This window comes from Burkholderia sp. AU45251 (assembly GCF_030482905.1).
Lineage (GTDB): Bacteria > Pseudomonadota > Gammaproteobacteria > Burkholderiales > Burkholderiaceae > Burkholderia > Burkholderia aenigmatica.
The window spans coordinates 978,156-994,637 of sequence record NZ_JAUJQH010000001.1; the positions used below are offsets into that span (position 1 = coordinate 978,156).

A 16,482-nucleotide genomic window follows, 5' to 3' on the forward strand; every position below is an offset into this window, starting at 1 on the left:
AAACACTGACCGTCGGGTCGGCGATCACGTCCATCCATCTCAGTAAATGAAATTTTTTGTTATATAACGGGGATTTACCGGGTTTACGCGGGCTTCGCGCACCGACGCCGGGCATCGGTCGGAAACCCATCCGTCCCGAAAAAATTATTTTTGATCCGGTGCGTGACGCCTCTATACTCTATTCCATCAGAGGCACATCGTTCCTTATATGGAACATAAAAATGCCCACCCGATGGCGAGAACGCGCGACGGCCGGCCGTTCCTGCGCATGCCGCCACGGCACGTTTTCATCAGGTTGGAGATTCAGGAGATCAAATGGTCAAGCATGCGGTAGCAGCAGCAGTGATCGGATTGGGCGCCGTGTCGGGCGCGTGGGCGCAGAGCAGCGTGATGCTGTACGGCAGCATGGATGCGGGTGTCGCGTACGTGAACAACGTCGGCGGCCATGCGAAGTGGGCGATGATCCAGGGCAATACGCAGCCCGATCGGTGGGGCCTGAAAGGCAAGGAAGACCTCGGCGACGGCCTGTCGGCGATCTTCCAGCTCGAAAACGGCTTCTATACGAACAACGGCCAGTTCGCGACCGCGAACACGATCTGGAACCGCGCGGCGTTCGTGGGCCTCAGCTCGGAACGCTACGGCACGCTGACGCTCGGCCGCCAGACGCCGCTGTCGTTCGATTATCTCGATCCGCTCAGCACGGCCTACCTCGCGATGAGCTGGTACGCGTTCCACCCCGGCAACATCGACGGGCTCGCCGCGACCGGCAACGTGCCGTACAACAACTCGGTCAAGTACCGCTCGCCGACCTTCGCGGGCTTCTCGGCCGCCGCGACGATGGCGCTCGGCAACACGACGAACTTCTCGACCGGCAAGTCGGTCGGCGTCGCGCTGAACTACGCGAACGGGCCGTTCAAGGCGTCGGCCGTGTACTCGAACGAGCACGACCGCGCGATCCTGATCAGCACGACCGGCATCACGTCGTTCCAGGGGCAGAACACCGCGACCGGCTATACCGCGAGCAAGGTGGAAAACATCGGCGCGGGTGCGTCCTACCAGTTCGGCGACTTCCTCGTGCACGGCCTGTACACGCGCACGAAGATGCAGTCGAACGGCTTTTCGGATACGTTCCAGAGCTACGACGCGGGCGTGAACTACCGCAGCAGCGCGTTCAACACGATCGCGGGCGGCGCGGCGACCACGACGCTGGCCGGCCGCCGCTGGACGCAGGTCGAGCTCGGCGACATCTATTCGCTGTCGAAGCGCACGCAGCTGTACGCGAACGTGTTGTATGAGCACGGTTCGGGCGGTGCACAGGCCGCGTTCTTCACGGCAGGCGTGTCGAGCACCGCGAACCAGGTAATCGTGCTCACCGGGATCCACCACTCGTTCTGAACGAACGGTGGCAGGCGCTTCGCCGCCTGAAACGACAAAAGCGGCCCACGGGCCGCTTTTGTCTTTCGCGCATTGCACTGGCACGGCCGCCGGCCGCACATCGGAACACTCAGAACATCGCGACCTTGTGGCGCGCGTGTGCGAACGTCGGGTCGCTTTCGAGCGGACGATAGTTCAGCCGCTGCGACAGGTCGACCGCCGCGCCGCACACGGCTTCGACGAGCCGTTCCTTCTCGCCGGCCTCGCCGATCTCCGAGCGCGGCACCGTCGCCGTGATCGCCGCGACGATCGAGCCCGAATGATCGCGCACGGGCGCGGTGACGGCCGAAATGCCGCTCTCGAATGCCGCCTCGCTGACCGCGTAGCCGAGCCGCGCGTAATGGCGCACGCGTTCGTACAACTCGTCGACGGTGCCCGGCGTGCGCTCGGTGAACTGCTCGAGGCGCTTTTCCGGATAGAGCTGGCGCAGCGCGTCGCGCGTCAGGTCGCCCATCAATACGTGGCCATGCACGGTTGCGTGCGCAGGCAGGCGCGTGCCGACGTGCACCTTCACCGAACCGAACATCGACGCGTTGCTCTGCGCCTTCGCGACGAACACGACGTCGCGCTGGTCGCGGATCAGCAGGTGCGTCGACAGGCCGGTCGCGTCGCGCAGCCGTTCGAGCACGGGCGCACCGAGATCGGTCAGTTCGAGCGAATTCAGGTATTCGAAGCCGAGCCGCAGCACGCCGACGCCGAGCCGGAAATAACGGTCGCCGTTCACGCGCTCGAGGAAACCGAGCGCTTCGAGCGTCTGCAGCAGGCGGAACGTGGTCGTGCGCGGAATGCCGATGCGCTTCGACAACTCGGGCGCGCCGAGCACGGGCTCGCGCGCGGAGAATTCGGCGAGAATCCGCAGCCCGCGTTCGAGCCCCGGCACCAGATAGGACGAACCGCCGCCGGACGATTCATCGTCGCCGGGCGCGGCTTGGTCGGGTGCGTTGCTCATCGTTGTCTTGGCCATGTGGGCATGGACGGGAGGAAATCAATTACGAAACAGGTCATGGATCGTCGCGGACGGCCGGTCATGCCGCCCCGGCGCGCACGCAGTTGCACCCGCGCACTTCGCCGCGACGCAGCATGCGCCGCCACGACTCCCGGAAGAGTCATTCACGGTCGAGAGGATAGCAGCGATGGGCAGCGCGACGCCATGCGGAAATCGCCGGACGGCGGAACAGCCGCCGCCCGGCCGTGTGCGAGGCGAGCCACCGACTGATCGAGACCACCGTGGCATGTACCGCCGAGACGCCCGCAGGCTACAGGTGCGACAGATGAACCCGGATGTTCGTGCGGTCGTACTTGAAGCCGCCGGCCGCGTCCGGTTCGAGCACGCTTGCCAGATCGACCGCATACCGCCATCCGCTGCCGAGAAGCCCGCCGTTTACGGCGCGGATCCGGGTGCCGCCGATGGCGATCGCCGCATGAAAGACCGTGCCGCCACGCGAGAAGCCGACCGCGGTCCCGGCCTGAATGGGCGCGTGCCCGTCCCATTCGCCGCCGTTCTCGAAGTTGAACCGCGGCCGCCAGTGCTGACCGATCGTGTCGAGCAACGTGTTGGGTGTGATCATCGCGTCAGCGCGCATCAGGTACCGCACATAGGCTGCGGCATCGTAGCAGACGCCGGCGGAAACATACGTGTTGATATCGGCCGTGCCGGAGATCAGCGCCTGCACGTGTCTCTGCCGCTCGGGGAAACCGAACTGGGCGACATGCGCGCCCAACGGGGTCAGTTGCATGGGTGGCTCCTGTCGAAGAAGCGAGGCGTCATCGTCCCGCCAACGCAATAACCTCATATCTTATGACGACATCCCGTTACGTCGACGCCTGCCCCCGGGCATCACGGCATGCGCGCCGCCGATGCCGGCGCGGCGGCGGCCGCATCGGGATTCGGCGCGAGCCGCAGGCGCACGCGCAACGGCTGCAGCATGTCGGGCGGCGGCGGTTCCGCCAGCGGGCCGGCCGTGAGCAGTTGCCGCAGCGTCGCGTCCGCGTCGGGATCGCCGAGCGACGCGAATTCGACGCGCGTGACGGCGCCGTTCGCCCCGATCCACGCGCGCACGACGATCGCGGGCGGTGGCGCATCGGCACGCGCGTTCAGCACACGCGCCTCCAGATAGCGGTGCAGACGGTCTGCCGCGTCGCCGTCGGCTTCGAGCCAGGTCTGGAACTGCTGCCCGGCGAGCTGTCCGTAGCGGATCCACGTCTGCGGCACGTCGGCCGTCTGCGCGACGGCCGGCACGGCGCATACGGCCAGCGCCCACGCGACGACGATCGCCCGCAGCCATCCCGATGCGCCCCACGCCTGCATTCGCTTCATTCCGTCTCCCGTTTCGACGGTTCGCCGTCGTGCTGCGTCGTGTCGTGTCATGCGCCCCTCAACCGATCTCGATCGGCACATACAACCGCGTGCCGCCACGCTGGACGAGCAGCGCGACGTTACCGTGCGCAGCGTCGATCTCGGTCATCAGCGCGCCGATGCTCGCGACCGACGTGCCGTTGACCGACAGCACGATATCGCCGGGCTGCAAGCCCGCGCGGGCGGCCTGCCCGCTCGCCTGCTCGACGACGAGCGCCTGGCCGACACCGAGCCGCTGGCGCTCCTGCTCGGTCGCCGCGCACAGCGCGAGCCCGAACCGCGCGGGCCCTTGCTCGCCACCGGCCGACGCCGTGCCGCTGTCGAATGCGCCAACCGTCGCGCTCACGTGCATCGCCCGTCCCGCGCGCCACACCAGCAGGTCGGCTTGCCGCCCGGCCCGCATGCCCGCCACGGTGCCGAGCAGGTCCGCCGATTCGGCAACCGGCTTGCCGTCGACCGCGAGCACGACGTCGCCCGGCTGCAGGCCCGCGTGTGCGGCCGGGCCATCCGGTTCGACCATGGTGATCAACGCGCCGTCCGGGCTCGCGAGGCCGAACGAACGCGCGAGCGCCTGGCTCACCTCCTGCACGGCCACGCCGAGCCGGCCGCGCGTGACCTTGCCGGTCCGCAGCAACTGGTCCTTCACGTCGAGCGCGATATCGATCGGGATCGCGAACGCGAGCCCCTGATAACCACCCGTCTTCGAGAAAATCATCGAGTTGATCGCGATCACGCGGCCGCCGAGGTCGAACAGCGGGCCGCCCGAATTGCCGGGGTTGATCGGCACGTCGGTCTGGATGAACGGGATCGCCCGCTCGCCGGGCAACGAGCGCGATTTCGCGCTGACGATGCCCTGCGTGACCGTGTTCGCGAACCCGTAAGGCGAACCGATCGCCATCACCCAGTCGCCCACTTCGGTGCGCGCCGGGTCGCCGGTCGCGACGACCGGCAGGTTGTGCGCGTCGATGCGGATCACCGCGACATCGGATACCGGATCGCTGCCGATCACGCGCCCCTTGAACTGCCGCTTGTCGGTCAGCTTCACATCGATCGCAACGGCGTCGCCGACCACGTGCCGGTTGGTCAGGATCACGCCATCCGCACTGACGATGAAGCCGGAGCCGAGGCTCACTTCCTCGCGGTTGCCGATCACGTGCCGCGCCAGAAACGGCGCGAGCGGATGATCGGGCGCGATGCCGGGCGGCAACTGGATGCCCATCTGCGTGACTTCGCGCGTGACGCTGATGTTGACGACGGCCGGGCCGACACGCCGCACCAGCGCGGCGAAATTCGGCAGCGCGACGGTCGGCGTTGGCGTTGGCGTTGGCGATGCGGCACCCGGCTGCGCTGGCCGCTCGGCAGCCGTTGCCGTTGAACAACCGCACGCGCACGCACAGGCCAATGCCAGCCGGCCGGCCATCGCTCGCAGCATCGCCGCCCGGTTCGTGTGCTTGCCCGCCGTCATGTTGCTGCTCCTCGTCAGTTCGCACCGGAACGCAGCCGGCTCGTCGATACCTGCGCCCCACGCTCGGCCGCGTGCATTACTTCGGCGGCACCGCGACCGGCGCATCGGGCCGCTGCGGCGTCACCGACCGGCCCCAGTTCGAGCCGAAACGGTTCCGCTCGGTCGACAGGTTGAACGTGCCGAGACGGTTCGACGGCTGCTTCGACAGCCGCTCCGAATCCGTTTGCGATGCCCCCGCCTGCGGGTCGGCCTTCGGCTTCAGTTGCTGGCTCAGGCAGTCGTACGACAGCGCGCGCTTGCCGTCGACTTCCGCATCGACACACACCGGCTTCGCGGCCGAGCCCGGACTGGCCGGCGCGGGCACGGCCGCACTCGCCGCCGCGCGCCCCCCCTGCGCGTGCGCACCGGCTGCCAGCAGCAGGCAGACGATCGTCGCGATTCCGCTTCGTCGCATCTTCATGTGCGCCTCCTTCAGAAATGGCGCCATGGCGCCCTCACGGCCGCCATCACAGGTGCGTGCCCGGCGTCGCCGCGCGCGCCAGGAAACGCGCGAACGCCGCGCTATCGGCCGCTTCGACGGCAGGCTCTTGCGCATCGATCCGTTGCACCCACGCGTCGCGCATGTCGTCGACCGGCTGCCACGCATGGACCTGCGCGCCGGTCGGATACGGCGTGACGAGCGGTTCGCGATAGTCGACGCGAAACAGCGCCGGTGCGCCGCTGCCGGCCGTCCACAGATCGCCGACGTCGCGCACGCTCGCGTCGAACCAGAACCGCACCCAGCGCACCGTCGGCGCGCGCGGGTCGGGGCCCGGCGCATCGGTGCCCGCCGCGTCCGGCACACGCAGGAAGCCGGCCAGCACGAGCAGCACGGCCGCCAGATCGTCGTCGCGCAACATCCGGTACGACCAGAGATCCGCGACGTCGACACAGGCGACCACCGCGATGAAGCGGCCGATCGTGAGTGCGGGCCACGCCCGCCGCATCAGCGCGTAATGGCGTGCCCACTGCGCGACGAAGCGCTCGCGGTGCCGGGCGGCGACCTGCACGTCGCGCGAGCCGCGAATCGTCAGTTCGTCCGGTTGATACTGGCGTGTCGTGAGCACGCACTGCGCGGAACACCGCGCGCTCCGGTGCCTCGCGTAGCCGCCCGCACCGGGCAACGGCTCCAGCGCGCCGAAGCACAGCGGGCAATGCGTGGGCCACTCGCCGGGCCGGCCCGGCCAAGGGTTGGCCTTCGGCATGCGCGGGCGGTCGGCGGCTGCGGCCGGGCGGCGTCGCCCCGGCGTGCGCGCGTCGGGCGCGTCGACGCGCGGTGTCGAACGGACGATTGCCATGAGCGTGCCTACCGGGCAGACGCGAGCGCTTTCTTCAGCGCGTCTTCGTTGATCGACGCGTTCGCAGCCAGCTTCGCGAGATACGCCTGCGCATTCTGCTGGGTGCGCTGCGCACGCAGCATCGCGCGCAGTTGCTCCTTCACGTCGGCCAGCGGGCGCGGCGCCGCCGCGCGGATGTCGATCAGCTTCACGACATGAAAGCCGGCCGGCGTCTGGATCGGCGCGGAGACCTGGCCCGGCTTCAGTGCGTCGGCCGCCTGCCGGACCGCCGGCACCATCAGTTGATCGGGTACGAAACCGAGATCGCCGCCATTCGCGGCACTCGCCTTGTCCTGCGAGTTCGCCTTTGCGAGCGCCGCGAAGTCGCCACTGCGCGCGCGGTTCGCGAGATCGGCCGCCTGCTTGCGCGCCTTGTCGAGCGTCGCGGCATCCGCGTTCGGCGGCACCGCGATATAGATCTGCGCGACGTGCAAGGCGCGCGGCGCGGTGAACGCGGCGCGGTTCTTGTCATACGCGGACTGGAGCTCCGCGTCCGACGGATAGTCGGCCGGCGGCGCATTCACCGACGCCAGATAGCTGCGCACGACGATATCGCGCTGCGCCTGCTCGACAGCCGCCTGCACCTGCGCCTGCTTGTCCCAGCCCTTCGATTTCGCCTCGGCCAGCACGGCCTTCTGCGCAAGCGTCGAGCGCACGACCTGGCCCAGCGCCCCGGGATCGGCCGCGAGACGTTCACGCCCTTCGGGGCTCACCGCCTTCAACAGCTCCGCGATATCGGCCTGCGTGACCGACGCCTGCGCGGCATTCGCGATCACGTCGTCCTGCGCGTGCGAAACGAGCGGCACGGCCAGCACGAGACCGCCTGCCACGATCGCCAGCATCTTCATCTTCGTCTTCATCGTTCGACTGCCCTCTCGATTGCTCTTGAAATGCGGACGCTGCATCAGCGCGCGTCCGTCAGCGTCATGCGCAGGACGAGCGGCTGCGCCATCCCGCGTGGCGGCGCCGCGCCGACGGCCCGGCCGACGAGTGCGGCGTGCAGCGCCGCGTCGAGTTCCGGTTGCCCGGCCGCCCCGCTGTCGATGCGCGTCACGTGCCCGTACCGGTCGAGCCACGCACGCACCGGCAGCTCGGGACCGTCGTCGCCGGCATCGGCAAGCTCACCGGCCCAGCGCTCGATGCCGGCGCGCAGGCGGCACACCGCTGCGTCGTCGCCGTCGAGCGTCGCCTGCAGCCACTGCGCGATGCGCCGTGCATACGCGCCCCACGCGGCGGGTGCATCGCCGGCGGCGATCGCGTCCGCGTCGTGCCGCGCACGGCCGGGCAGCAGCGCCCGCAGCGCGGCGCCGATCCGGCGGCCGGCGCGCCAGCTCGCGCCGAGCGTCACTGCGCGGCGGCCTCGAGCCCGGCGACTTCCACTGCCGCCTCGGCGGCCGACGCGGTGGCCGGATCGCCTGCCGCCGCGCGCGCCGCCGCTTCCTGCTCGGCCATCGCAGGACGATTGCGCAGGTGCAGCAGGAATTCCTGGATCAGGCGATCCCACAGTTCGATCGTCGAGCGCAGGTAGCGCTCCGACACGCCGCCCGCGACGACCACGTCCATCTCCAGCGCGAGAAACGGCCCGTGGCTCGCGAGACGCGCGAAGCGCTTGGTCCGGTTCCAGTCCGCGACGAGTTCGGCCGGCAATTCACCCTGCACCTGCAGCACGCACGACAGCGTGTAGTCGATGAACAGCAGCGACGCGGGCGATGCGTCGGGCCCCTGCGGCGCGAGCACGGCGGCCGGGTTGCCGAAGCGCACCGCGAAGCCGATGCCCTGGCTCGCACTCATCAGTTGCACCGCGCCGTTCTGTTCGGCCGCCGTCACGCGGTAGCCCGCGCGGCGCAGCACGTCGGCGAGGCGGTCGGCGCTGATCGCTTCGATCGGCGCATCGTGTGCCGCGCGTTCGTCGCCGGCGTTCGATTGCTTGTCTTGCATGTCTGTGTTCCCCGTATTCAACGAATCGATCGGTTCGACCCCGGCTGCGGGCCGCGCGCTCACTGCGGGTTCGCCGCAGCGGCCGATGCCGGTGCCGGCGTGGCGGCAACGGGCCGCGCAGCCGGGTCGTACTTGCCCGCATACAGCGCATCGCCGTAGCGTTGCGCAATGTCGTCATACTTCACGCGCGCCGACTGCGCGAACGGCTGACGCGACGAGAACAGCGTGCCGATCCCGACGTGCTCATAGGCGTCGAGAATCTCGTGCCCCACGCGATACAGCTCGGCATTGTGTGCCTGGCAGGTTTTCAGTTGCGTGTCACGCGCCGCCACGTCCTTCTGCAGTTGCGTGTGCTGCGTATCGCGGGCGCGCGACACGGCGAGCAAGTCCTCGTAGGACGACTTGTATTTCGCGAGCGACTTCGCGTCCTGCTCGCGGCCCGCACGCTCCTGCGCGAGCGCGCGCTTCGCGGCCGCTTCGGCGCCCGAGTCGCCATGCGCGGCCGCCAGTTGCCCCTGCATCGCCTTCAGTTGCGCGAGCGCGTCGTCGCGCTGCTTCTCGGCCGCCACCTTGTCGCTTTGCAACTGCGCCTGGTTGTCCTGCAACTGGCGCAGCTCCTGCACGGTCGAGCGCAACTGGCTGCGCAGCTTGTCCTCGATGCTCTGCGCGTGTGCGCCGCCGGCCGCAAGCAGCAGCGTGCCGGCCACGCTGGCCGCGAACATCGTGCGAGTGATCGTGTTCATCCGCGGCTCCGGTCAGAAGCGAGCATTGAGCTCGATCTGCAGCACGTCGATCGATACCGGCGGCCCGTACACTTCCTTCGAGCTCAGGTAACGGGCCGACACCCACGTGTCCCGTGCGACCGCATACGCGGCGCCGAGCACGTAGCCGCGCGCGTTGGTGCCGCCGAGATGGAAGTCGGGATCGTTGAACGCGTCGAGCACGGCGTCCGGCTGCAGGTACTTGTACGCGATCGAGAAGTTCCACTGGCCCTTCTCGCGCGGCTCCGGCTCGCCAAACGTCGCCTTCGCGAGGAAGCCGTTCGGGCCGCTGCGATAGTCGGCGCGCGTCGCGTTCACCGACGTCGAATCGTAGTTGTTGACCGGCAGCGACGCCGCCGCGAACGCCTTGTTGTCGTTGTACGCGAGGTTGCGCACGTATTCGCCGTCGAGACGCAGCTTGAAGCGATCGGCCACCACCGTGTCCCACTGCGCCTTCAGGTCGAGCAGCCGATAGTTGTAGGCCAGGCCGAAGAGCTGCGGCTGCGGTGTCATCCCCGGCGCGAGATTCGGGTTCTGCACGATGTTGCGCAGCGCGACCAGCGTGTTGCCGCCCTGCATGAATGCCGGCGCCTCGTTGTCGGTGCTGCAGCTCGTCGCGCCCAGATACAGCGCGCACGGCGACGACAGCGTGCCGCGCATGTTCTGGAAGTCGTAGTACGCGACCGCGCCGCGCAGCCGGTTCTTCGCGTCGATCTTCCAGTCGGCACCGAACTGCGCGCCGAACATCCACTTCGTGTCGCTGCCGGCCTTGTCGGTGCTGTTCGACGGGAAGTTCTCGCTCGTGTACTGAATCGGGAACACGCCGAGCGTGCCGAACAGCGTGACGTCCGGATTCCACGGCAGCGCATGGCGCAGGTTCGCGGCGAGGCCGTCCATCATCAGATCGTCCGAGAACACCAGATCCGACTTGAAGAACGGATTGTCGAACCGGCCGGCCGTCAGGTTCAGCCACGGCGTCGGACGGTACGCGAAGAACGCCTTGTTCAGCCAGATGTTCTTCTTCGCGAAGCCGCCGCCCGCGGTGGCCGTGGTCGACACGGGCCCGTTGTCGTTGCCGCTCGCGAGCTGGATGCCGGCGATCATCTCGTCGGACAGCGTCGCCGTCACGCCGAGCCGCGCGCGGTAGCGCAGCAGGTTGTTGCGGTTCTCCCGCGTGTTCTGCGTAGGAATCTGCGTGTTGTTGGTGTTCGAGTTGACGTCGAACCCGCCGCCCTGGTTGATCGCCGCGAAATTCGTCACGCCGTTCGTGTTGCGGCCGCCATAAAAGTGGTACTCGTCACGCACGCGCAGGTCGCCGTCGAGCTTGATGCGCGACACCCAGTCGGGGAACGTGTTCGGTTGCGCCCAGTTCTCGGCCTTCGCCTGCGCGATCACTTCCTGCTTCACCTGGTCGCGGATCTGGTCGCGCACGAGCTGCGGCACGTACGGCACCGCGACATCGCCCGGCTGTGTCGGCGGATTGACGACCCCACCCGCCACGACCGGCGTGCCCGATGCGCGGGCCGACCTCGCCTGCACGGCCTCGGTGCGCGCCTCGCTGATCAGCTGGTTCGCGTTTTGCTGCGTGAGCACGCCGCGCTTCACGAGCAGGTTGATCAGGTTGATCACCACGCTCTCGGTCGGCGCGGCTTTCCCCGACGCCGCCTGCGCCTCGAGCGATTGCCCGTGCGCGGCGGACGCGCAGGCCAGCCCGAGCGTCAGCACCGCCGCGCCGACGCGCGACAGGCGCGCGGGCAGCGCGCCGTTGCGGGGCACCCCACCCCGTCCGTTCATCTTCTGAATCATCGACTGCTCCGAACAATTTTCGTTTCTTTTCCGGCAGCATCCGTGCGACGGCGCCACCCCATGATTCTTTCGTCGTTTCGCGCACGCATCGTCATGCCGGCTTGCGCCCCTGAAGCTTGACGAGCACCGGATACGAGGTCGCCGGCGGCGGCACCTCGTCGACCCTGCCAAGCGCTTCGACCGCCGCGACGACGGCCGCATCGATCTTCGCGTCGCCGGTGGACTGCGCGACCGTCACCTTCGTGATCCGCCCCGACGCATCCATCCACAGGTTCAGGCTGCCCGCGAACCGAGCGCCGCCGGCCTCCTGCACGCCCTTGTCCTGCTCGATCGCGCGCTGCAGCACGTACACCATGTATTGCGCATAGCTCGCGTTGCCGAACTTGCCGCCCCCGCCGCTGCCGAGCATGCCGGACCCGTCGCCCGCACCGATGCCGAAGTTGTCGGTGCCCGCCTGCGCATCGGCATTCATCGTCATCTGCTTCGGCTGGTTGTCCGACGGCTTCGGCGCCTCGGACGGCTTCGGCGCGATCGTCGGCCGGTCGACCGGCGTCTTGACCTCTTCCTTCACCTTCTCGGGCGGCGGCTTCTGTTTCGGCGGCGGCGGGGGCGGCGGCAACGGAATCACCGTCGTCACCTGCGGCGCGCTCACGCGCTTCACGCCGGCCGTGTCGCCCGCGAAATGCCAGATCAGCGCGGCCACGCCGGCGAGCACCAGCGCGATCGCGATGGGCTTCACGTAGCGGCCGGGGCCCTTGTCCGGCGGGCCGCCGTTGTAGGTCATTTCCATCGCGTCAGCCGCCCTGCTTTGCCTTGCCGGTCACGAGACCGACCTGCGACAGATCGAGGCGGCGCAACAGGTCGAGCACGTCCATCACCTTCTGGTACTGCACGCCCGCGTCGCCCTTCAACACGATCGGAAACTCCGGATTGGTCGCCTTCTCGGTGCGCAGCCGGCTTTCGAGCTCGTCCATCGTCACCGGGTACGCGTCGAGGAACACCTGCCCCGAATCGGCCACCGTGATCGCCTTCGTCTTCGGCTTCGCGAGGCTCGCTGACGAGCTCGCCTTCGGCAGATCGACCTTGATGCCCTGCACCGACGCGGTCGTCATGATGATGAAGATGATCAGCAGCACGTACGCGAGGTCGAGCATCGGCGTGATGTTGATGTCGTCGTACGGCTTGTCGTCGTCCTGAACCTGCATGGTGGTCTCCTGCGTGCGTCAGTCGGCCAGCACCGCGTGATCCGGTGCGCGGTGCGCTTCGGCGAGGCGCGTGACGAATTCGTCGACGAACACCTGCATGTTCGCGGTCACGTTCTTGTTGCGGATCAGCAGGTAGTTGTAGCCAAACAGCGCGGGGATCGCGACGAACAGGCCCGTGACCGTCGCGAGCAGTGCGGCCGCGATACCTGGCGCGATCGCGTTCACGTTCACGTCGCCGGCCGCGGCGATCGCCGCGAACGTGATCATCACGCCGACCACCGTGCCCAGCAGCCCGAGGAACGGGCCGCCCGAAATCGCGATCGTCAGCAGCACCATCGACTTCGACAGCCGCTGGTTCTCGCGCACGAGCGTCGCGTCCATCGACGCGCGGATCGCCTCGATCGATTCGGACGTGATCACCGTGCGGCCGTTGCTGTCCACGCGGCTGTGGATTTCATGCACGCCAGCCTTGTACAGCCGGTACAGCGACGACTGGTACAGCCGGCGGCCATCGGCGCTCGCTTCGTCGACATGCGCGAGGCCGACCAGATGACGCCCGGCCACTTCGCGGAAACGCTGCACGAAATACTGGTTCGCCTTGTCGACGGTGCCGACGTAGCGCGCCTTCGTCCACATCACGACCCACGACACAAGCGCCATGCCGAGCAGGATCGTGATCACGACCCACGCGTCGACGGTCACCGACTGCACGATCACGCCGAAGTAGCCGAAGCCGAAGCCCGACTGCTTCTCGTCGGCGCCATAGGCGACGAGCTTCGATTCCGAGCCCTGCGCGAGCGCGTCGACCGCGATCGCGGCCGGCGAGCGCGCGATCTTCGACAGACGCAGTTCGTCGAGCGCGCCCGAATACGCGGCGAACCCTGCGGGTGCGCCCGTTGCGTCCGCCGCGACCGTTGCCGCGCCGCTCAGTGCAGGCAGCGTCGCCGCGACCTGCGCGGCCTGCTTGCCGTTCACGTAGACGGTGAGATTCTTGCCGTCGGCCGTGACCGCGAGATACGTCCACTGGTTCGCGGCGACCGGCGATGCGGCCGGCGTGCGCACCGGCGCCGGATTGCCTGCAGCGCCCTGGACTTCCGCGAACGGCACGCCGTTGTCGAGGCCGATCAGCAGCGCGTTCGCGCCGTCGCGGCGGCTGTAGAGCAACGTGTTCGGTGCAAGCGCCGACGGCTTCACCCATGCACTGAACGTGAAGCTGCCGCCCGCCGGTACGTTCAGCGACGCACTCGCCGGCAGCGTCAGCGACCCGTTGCCGTCGAACCGCGCGCCCTTGCCGACGATGCCATCCTCGACCGTCTGGAACGACGCGTTCTGCGCGTGGTTGCCATATGCGGTCAGGTCCTTCGGCGGCGCACCCGCCGCGCCGTTGAAGTGATAAACGAGCGTGTAGTCGGCATCGAACGTCTCGGCCGGCTTGCTGCCGTCCGGCGCCTTCTTGTTGCCGTAGTACATCCAGATCGACTCCGCTGCACCGGCCGGCATCTTCGGGATGTCCACCCAGATCAGCGCGACGCCGAGCACCGGATCGTATTGTTCGACGTGGTAGTTCAGCGGTGTCTTGTCGTCGGCGGCGACGAAGCGGATGTCCGCGCCGTTGTCGGCCAGCCCGTCGAACTGGAAGTTGCCCGAGTGCAGGCGAATCAGCAGCGGCACGCGGCCGGCCGATTCCGCGAGGTTCGCACCTTTCGCGCTCGCGTCGATCGTGATCGCCTTCCGGTACGACCAGTCGTTCTGCCACCATGCATTCGCGATGCCGGGCAGCACGCCGAGCATCACCGCCAACAGGAAAAACAAGACTCGCTTCACGATCCACTCCCCGAATGTGCGGGCGCCGCGCTCGTCGCATCGCCCCGGCACGATCAAAAAAATCCGTCAGAAACCCAGCCTTACGTAGAAATCGAATCGCGGGCTGTACTGCCGCGTATAGACGCCCGCCTTCAACGGCCACCCGGCCTCGAAATCCGCGCTTGCGTACTTCATGATCTGCACGCGTGTGCCGACGCCGACACTCATCAGGTTGAAGCGCGACGTCTGCTCCGGCAGCGGGCTCAGCAGCCACAGGTGCGCCGCGTCGAAGAACGCGTGGAAGCGCCATTCGTTCACGCGGCTGCCGACGGCCCCGCCGAGCCACTTCGCGAGCGACGGGCTGCGCAGCTCGACCGATGCGATCACGCCGCTGTCGGCCGTGTCCTCGGCCTGCATGTAGCCGCGCACGCTGTTCATCCCGCCCGCGGCGAACTGCTCGCTCGACACGAGCGGCGAGTTCGAGATCTGCGCGTTCACGTGCGCGTTCGCCTGCATGTCGTTTGCGAAGCGTTGCGTGTGGTTGACGTCGAACTTGCCGTACACGAAATCGGGCGTCGCGTTGTAGCGCTTGTTGTCCCACGCGGCCCAGTCGCTGCCGACGCCGCGGAGGTTGGTCGTCACCGATGCGGCGAACGACGTCTGTGAATTCTTCAGGCTCAGTTGCCCGTTGTACGACAGCGTCACCGGCACGTACGTCAGCGGCGCCGTCGAGCTCGGCTGGCCCGGCATCGACACGTTTTCGTCGAAGTGCTTGCGGTCGATCTCGATGCTGACCGAGTGCGCGTAGGTTTCCGACGCCGGCAGCGAATAGATCGCGGTGAAGCCGTACGTGGTGCCCTTGCCGAGCACGTTGGTGCTCGCGACCGACGCGACGTTGCTGTCCGAATGCACGACCGTCGCGAGGAAGCTCCAGTGCGAATCCTTGATCGGCGCGAGATACGAGAACGCGTAGACGCGCGCATCGTTCGGATGCTGCGGCGCGAGCACGTAGGTGCCGGAAATCACGTGGCCGAGCTGCCAGAGATTCGAGTAGCTGAGGCTCGCGGTCGTGCGCAGCGTCGACGTGCCGGGGCTGTTGTCGTTGTTCAGTTCGAGCGAGCCATGCAGCGGGCTGTGATCGTCGACCTTCAGGTCGACGTCGACCGTCTGCGGCAGCGCGCCCGGCTTGAGGATCGGAATCACCTGCCGGTCCGCCGAGCGGTTCAGGTCGGTGAGCTGTTGCTGCGCCTGGTTGAAATCGGGCACCTGGCCTTCGGCCAGCGCGGGCACCGCATCGCGGATGTGCTGCGGCGAGTTGTATTTCGCGCCGTCGACCCGCAAGCGGCCGACCTTCGCCTCGGTCACCTGCAGCAGGATCACGCCGTTCTTCACCTGCTGCTTCGGCAGCTCGACGACGACCGACTGGTAGCCGCGATCCTGGTACACCTTCTGCAACGCATCACGTGCCGCGTTCACGTCGGCGAGCGTGCGGCCCGGCCCTTCAAACGGATACACGGCCTTCTCGATCTCGAGCGTCGGCAACGTCGTGTTGCCGCGCACCACGAAGGCATTCACGTCGAACGACTGAGGCGCGGCCGGTGCCGCCTTCGCAGCCGGCGCGGCTTCCTGCGCATGAACGCCCGGCGCGAGGCCCAGCCCTCCGGCCAGCACGACACCGGCCAGGCATCGGCAGTTAAGCCGCCATCGTTCACGTGACTTGCGGTCTACTCTCGGCGGCATGCGCCATTCCCCTTTGTTGTTCCGGATCGCAACGAAGCACACCGCACCAGCCGTTCGCTCCGCTATCAAATGCCTGTTTCACTTTGATGACTATTTATTCGTCATCCTTAGCATGATCTGCACAATGCTTTTCCCGATTTCCGTGCCCGGTGCGTTCAACCGCATCTACCGGAAAGGACGAAGCGACTCCGGAAAACCCGCAACCTTCGTCACGCATCGTCGCGATCGGCTGCCCGCCGACGCATCGGCACTGCTGCGTCGATCGGCAACGACCATCGTGTGCTGCGCACGAGTCGCCGCTCTCACCTACCTAGACGGAACTGGTCGCGCATTGCCGCAAACTTTTTTTCGCGGGCCGTCCAGCTGGCCGTCCGGCTCGACGACGGAAGCAGGACACGGCCGCCAGCGTGCGGCCTGCAATGCGCGCGCAACGATAGCCGGCGCGAATCGCGCGGCGCGTTGCGCAGGAATGTGCGTGGCCCCCGTTTCGTGTACGTATCGTCTGCCGTGGCTGCCGAGGCTTCCGGAATCGCGCGTGCGCGATCGCCGGCAAACGTATTGCCGCCCCGAAGGCTGCGCGCGACGCGCGTCACCCTCC

The 16,482-nt window shown here is 67.8% G+C and carries 16 protein-coding genes; 1 reads left to right on the plus strand and 15 read right to left on the minus strand.

What is annotated here, in order from left to right; translation table 11 throughout:
- The first annotated feature begins 315 nt into the window (after nucleotides 1–315).
- Entirely contained in the window at nucleotides 316–1,395 is a 1,080-nt protein-coding gene (locus tag QZM67_RS04285; protein WP_301800915.1) for a porin, read from the plus strand.
- Nucleotides 1,396–1,504: 109 nt separating this feature from the next.
- Here QZM67_RS04285 and QZM67_RS04290 read toward each other — a convergent pair whose 3' ends face one another.
- The 15 genes from QZM67_RS04290 to QZM67_RS04360 all read right to left on the minus strand — a co-directional run bounded on the left by QZM67_RS04290 (nucleotide 1,505) and on the right by QZM67_RS04360 (nucleotide 15,884).
- Nucleotides 1,505–2,398 (minus strand): IclR family transcriptional regulator, encoded by an 894-nt coding sequence (locus QZM67_RS04290; RefSeq protein ID WP_175025856.1) that lies wholly within the window; start codon nucleotides 2,396–2,398, stop codon nucleotides 1,505–1,507.
- A 292-nt stretch (nucleotides 2,399–2,690) separates the two neighbouring features.
- Entirely contained in the window at nucleotides 2,691–3,227 is a 537-nt protein-coding gene (tecA, locus tag QZM67_RS04295) for a type 6 secretion system effector deamidase TecA (RefSeq protein ID WP_367620418.1), read from the minus strand.
- Between the two features lie 44 nt (nucleotides 3,228–3,271).
- Nucleotides 3,272–3,751 (minus strand): YbaB/EbfC family DNA-binding protein, encoded by a 480-nt coding sequence (locus tag QZM67_RS04300; protein ID WP_301800916.1) that lies wholly within the window; start codon nucleotides 3,749–3,751, stop codon nucleotides 3,272–3,274.
- Nucleotides 3,752–3,809: 58 nt separating this feature from the next.
- On the minus strand, nucleotides 3,810–5,255 hold the full coding sequence (locus tag QZM67_RS04305) for a Do family serine endopeptidase (protein ID WP_301800917.1): 1,446 nt from the start codon (nucleotides 5,253–5,255) through the stop codon (nucleotides 3,810–3,812).
- A gap of 76 nt (nucleotides 5,256–5,331) precedes the next feature.
- Entirely contained in the window at nucleotides 5,332–5,715 is a 384-nt protein-coding gene (locus QZM67_RS04310; RefSeq protein ID WP_122949553.1) for a hypothetical protein, read from the minus strand.
- 46 nt (nucleotides 5,716–5,761) lie between these two features.
- Nucleotides 5,762–6,592 (minus strand): hypothetical protein, encoded by an 831-nt coding sequence (locus QZM67_RS04315; protein WP_301800918.1) that lies wholly within the window; start codon nucleotides 6,590–6,592, stop codon nucleotides 5,762–5,764.
- Between the two features lie 8 nt (nucleotides 6,593–6,600).
- A complete protein-coding gene (locus tag QZM67_RS04320) occupies nucleotides 6,601–7,491 on the minus strand; it encodes a peptidylprolyl isomerase (protein WP_301800919.1) in 891 nt (296 codons plus the stop codon).
- Between the two features lie 44 nt (nucleotides 7,492–7,535).
- Nucleotides 7,536–7,979: a hypothetical protein gene (locus QZM67_RS04325; protein ID WP_301767910.1), complete on the minus strand. Its 444-nt coding sequence runs from the start codon at nucleotides 7,977–7,979 to the stop codon at nucleotides 7,536–7,538.
- Nucleotides 7,976–8,569 (minus strand): YbjN domain-containing protein, encoded by a 594-nt coding sequence (locus QZM67_RS04330; protein ID WP_301800920.1) that lies wholly within the window; start codon nucleotides 8,567–8,569, stop codon nucleotides 7,976–7,978. Before QZM67_RS04330 ends, QZM67_RS04325 begins: the two co-directional genes overlap by 4 nt.
- 59 nt (nucleotides 8,570–8,628) lie before the next feature.
- Nucleotides 8,629–9,312: a hypothetical protein gene (locus QZM67_RS04335; RefSeq protein WP_089452510.1), complete on the minus strand. Its 684-nt coding sequence runs from the start codon at nucleotides 9,310–9,312 to the stop codon at nucleotides 8,629–8,631.
- A 12-nt stretch (nucleotides 9,313–9,324) separates the two neighbouring features.
- Complete coding sequence (locus tag QZM67_RS04340; protein ID WP_301800922.1) at nucleotides 9,325–11,136, minus strand: putative porin; 1,812 nt, start codon at nucleotides 11,134–11,136, stop codon at nucleotides 9,325–9,327.
- 91 nt (nucleotides 11,137–11,227) lie between these two features.
- Nucleotides 11,228–11,926, minus strand: coding sequence for a TonB family protein (locus QZM67_RS04345; protein ID WP_367620419.1), 699 nt, complete (start codon nucleotides 11,924–11,926; stop codon nucleotides 11,228–11,230).
- A gap of 4 nt (nucleotides 11,927–11,930) precedes the next feature.
- Complete coding sequence (locus QZM67_RS04350; protein WP_043177386.1) at nucleotides 11,931–12,341, minus strand: biopolymer transporter ExbD; 411 nt, start codon at nucleotides 12,339–12,341, stop codon at nucleotides 11,931–11,933.
- Nucleotides 12,342–12,359: 18 nt separating this feature from the next.
- Entirely contained in the window at nucleotides 12,360–14,165 is a 1,806-nt protein-coding gene (locus tag QZM67_RS04355) for a DUF2341 domain-containing protein (protein ID WP_301800926.1), read from the minus strand.
- Nucleotides 14,166–14,231: 66 nt separating this feature from the next.
- Nucleotides 14,232–15,884, minus strand: a complete 1,653-nt coding sequence (locus QZM67_RS04360; RefSeq protein ID WP_301800927.1) for a ShlB/FhaC/HecB family hemolysin secretion/activation protein — start codon at nucleotides 15,882–15,884, stop codon at nucleotides 14,232–14,234.
- Nucleotides 15,885–16,482 lie beyond the last annotated feature (598 nt).

Excerpts from the sequence above, each read along its gene's own strand:
- QZM67_RS04285 (WP_301800915.1), top strand. The coding sequence starts at position 316 with ATGGTCAAGCATGCGGTAGCAGCAGCAGTGATCGGATTGGGCGCCGTG.
- QZM67_RS04290 (WP_175025856.1), bottom strand. The coding sequence starts at position 2,398 with ATGGCCAAGACAACGATGAGCAACGCACCCGACCAAGCCGCGCCCGGC.
- tecA (WP_367620418.1), bottom strand. The coding sequence starts at position 3,227 with ATGAGGTTATTGCGTTGGCGGGACGATGACGCCTCGCTTCTTCGACAG.
- QZM67_RS04300 (WP_301800916.1), bottom strand. The coding sequence starts at position 3,751 with ATGAAGCGAATGCAGGCGTGGGGCGCATCGGGATGGCTGCGGGCGATC.
- QZM67_RS04305 (WP_301800917.1), bottom strand. The coding sequence starts at position 5,255 with ATGACGGCGGGCAAGCACACGAACCGGGCGGCGATGCTGCGAGCGATG.
- QZM67_RS04310 (WP_122949553.1), bottom strand. The coding sequence starts at position 5,715 with ATGAAGATGCGACGAAGCGGAATCGCGACGATCGTCTGCCTGCTGCTG.
- QZM67_RS04315 (WP_301800918.1), bottom strand. The coding sequence starts at position 6,592 with ATGGCAATCGTCCGTTCGACACCGCGCGTCGACGCGCCCGACGCGCGC.
- QZM67_RS04320 (WP_301800919.1), bottom strand. The coding sequence starts at position 7,491 with ATGAAGACGAAGATGAAGATGCTGGCGATCGTGGCAGGCGGTCTCGTG.
- QZM67_RS04330 (WP_301800920.1), bottom strand. The coding sequence starts at position 8,569 with ATGCAAGACAAGCAATCGAACGCCGGCGACGAACGCGCGGCACACGAT.
- QZM67_RS04335 (WP_089452510.1), bottom strand. The coding sequence starts at position 9,312 with ATGAACACGATCACTCGCACGATGTTCGCGGCCAGCGTGGCCGGCACG.
- QZM67_RS04340 (WP_301800922.1), bottom strand. The coding sequence starts at position 11,136 with ATGATTCAGAAGATGAACGGACGGGGTGGGGTGCCCCGCAACGGCGCG.
- QZM67_RS04345 (WP_367620419.1), bottom strand. The coding sequence starts at position 11,926 with ATGGAAATGACCTACAACGGCGGCCCGCCGGACAAGGGCCCCGGCCGC.
- QZM67_RS04350 (WP_043177386.1), bottom strand. The coding sequence starts at position 12,341 with ATGCAGGTTCAGGACGACGACAAGCCGTACGACGACATCAACATCACG.
- QZM67_RS04360 (WP_301800927.1), bottom strand. The coding sequence starts at position 15,884 with ATGCCGCCGAGAGTAGACCGCAAGTCACGTGAACGATGGCGGCTTAAC.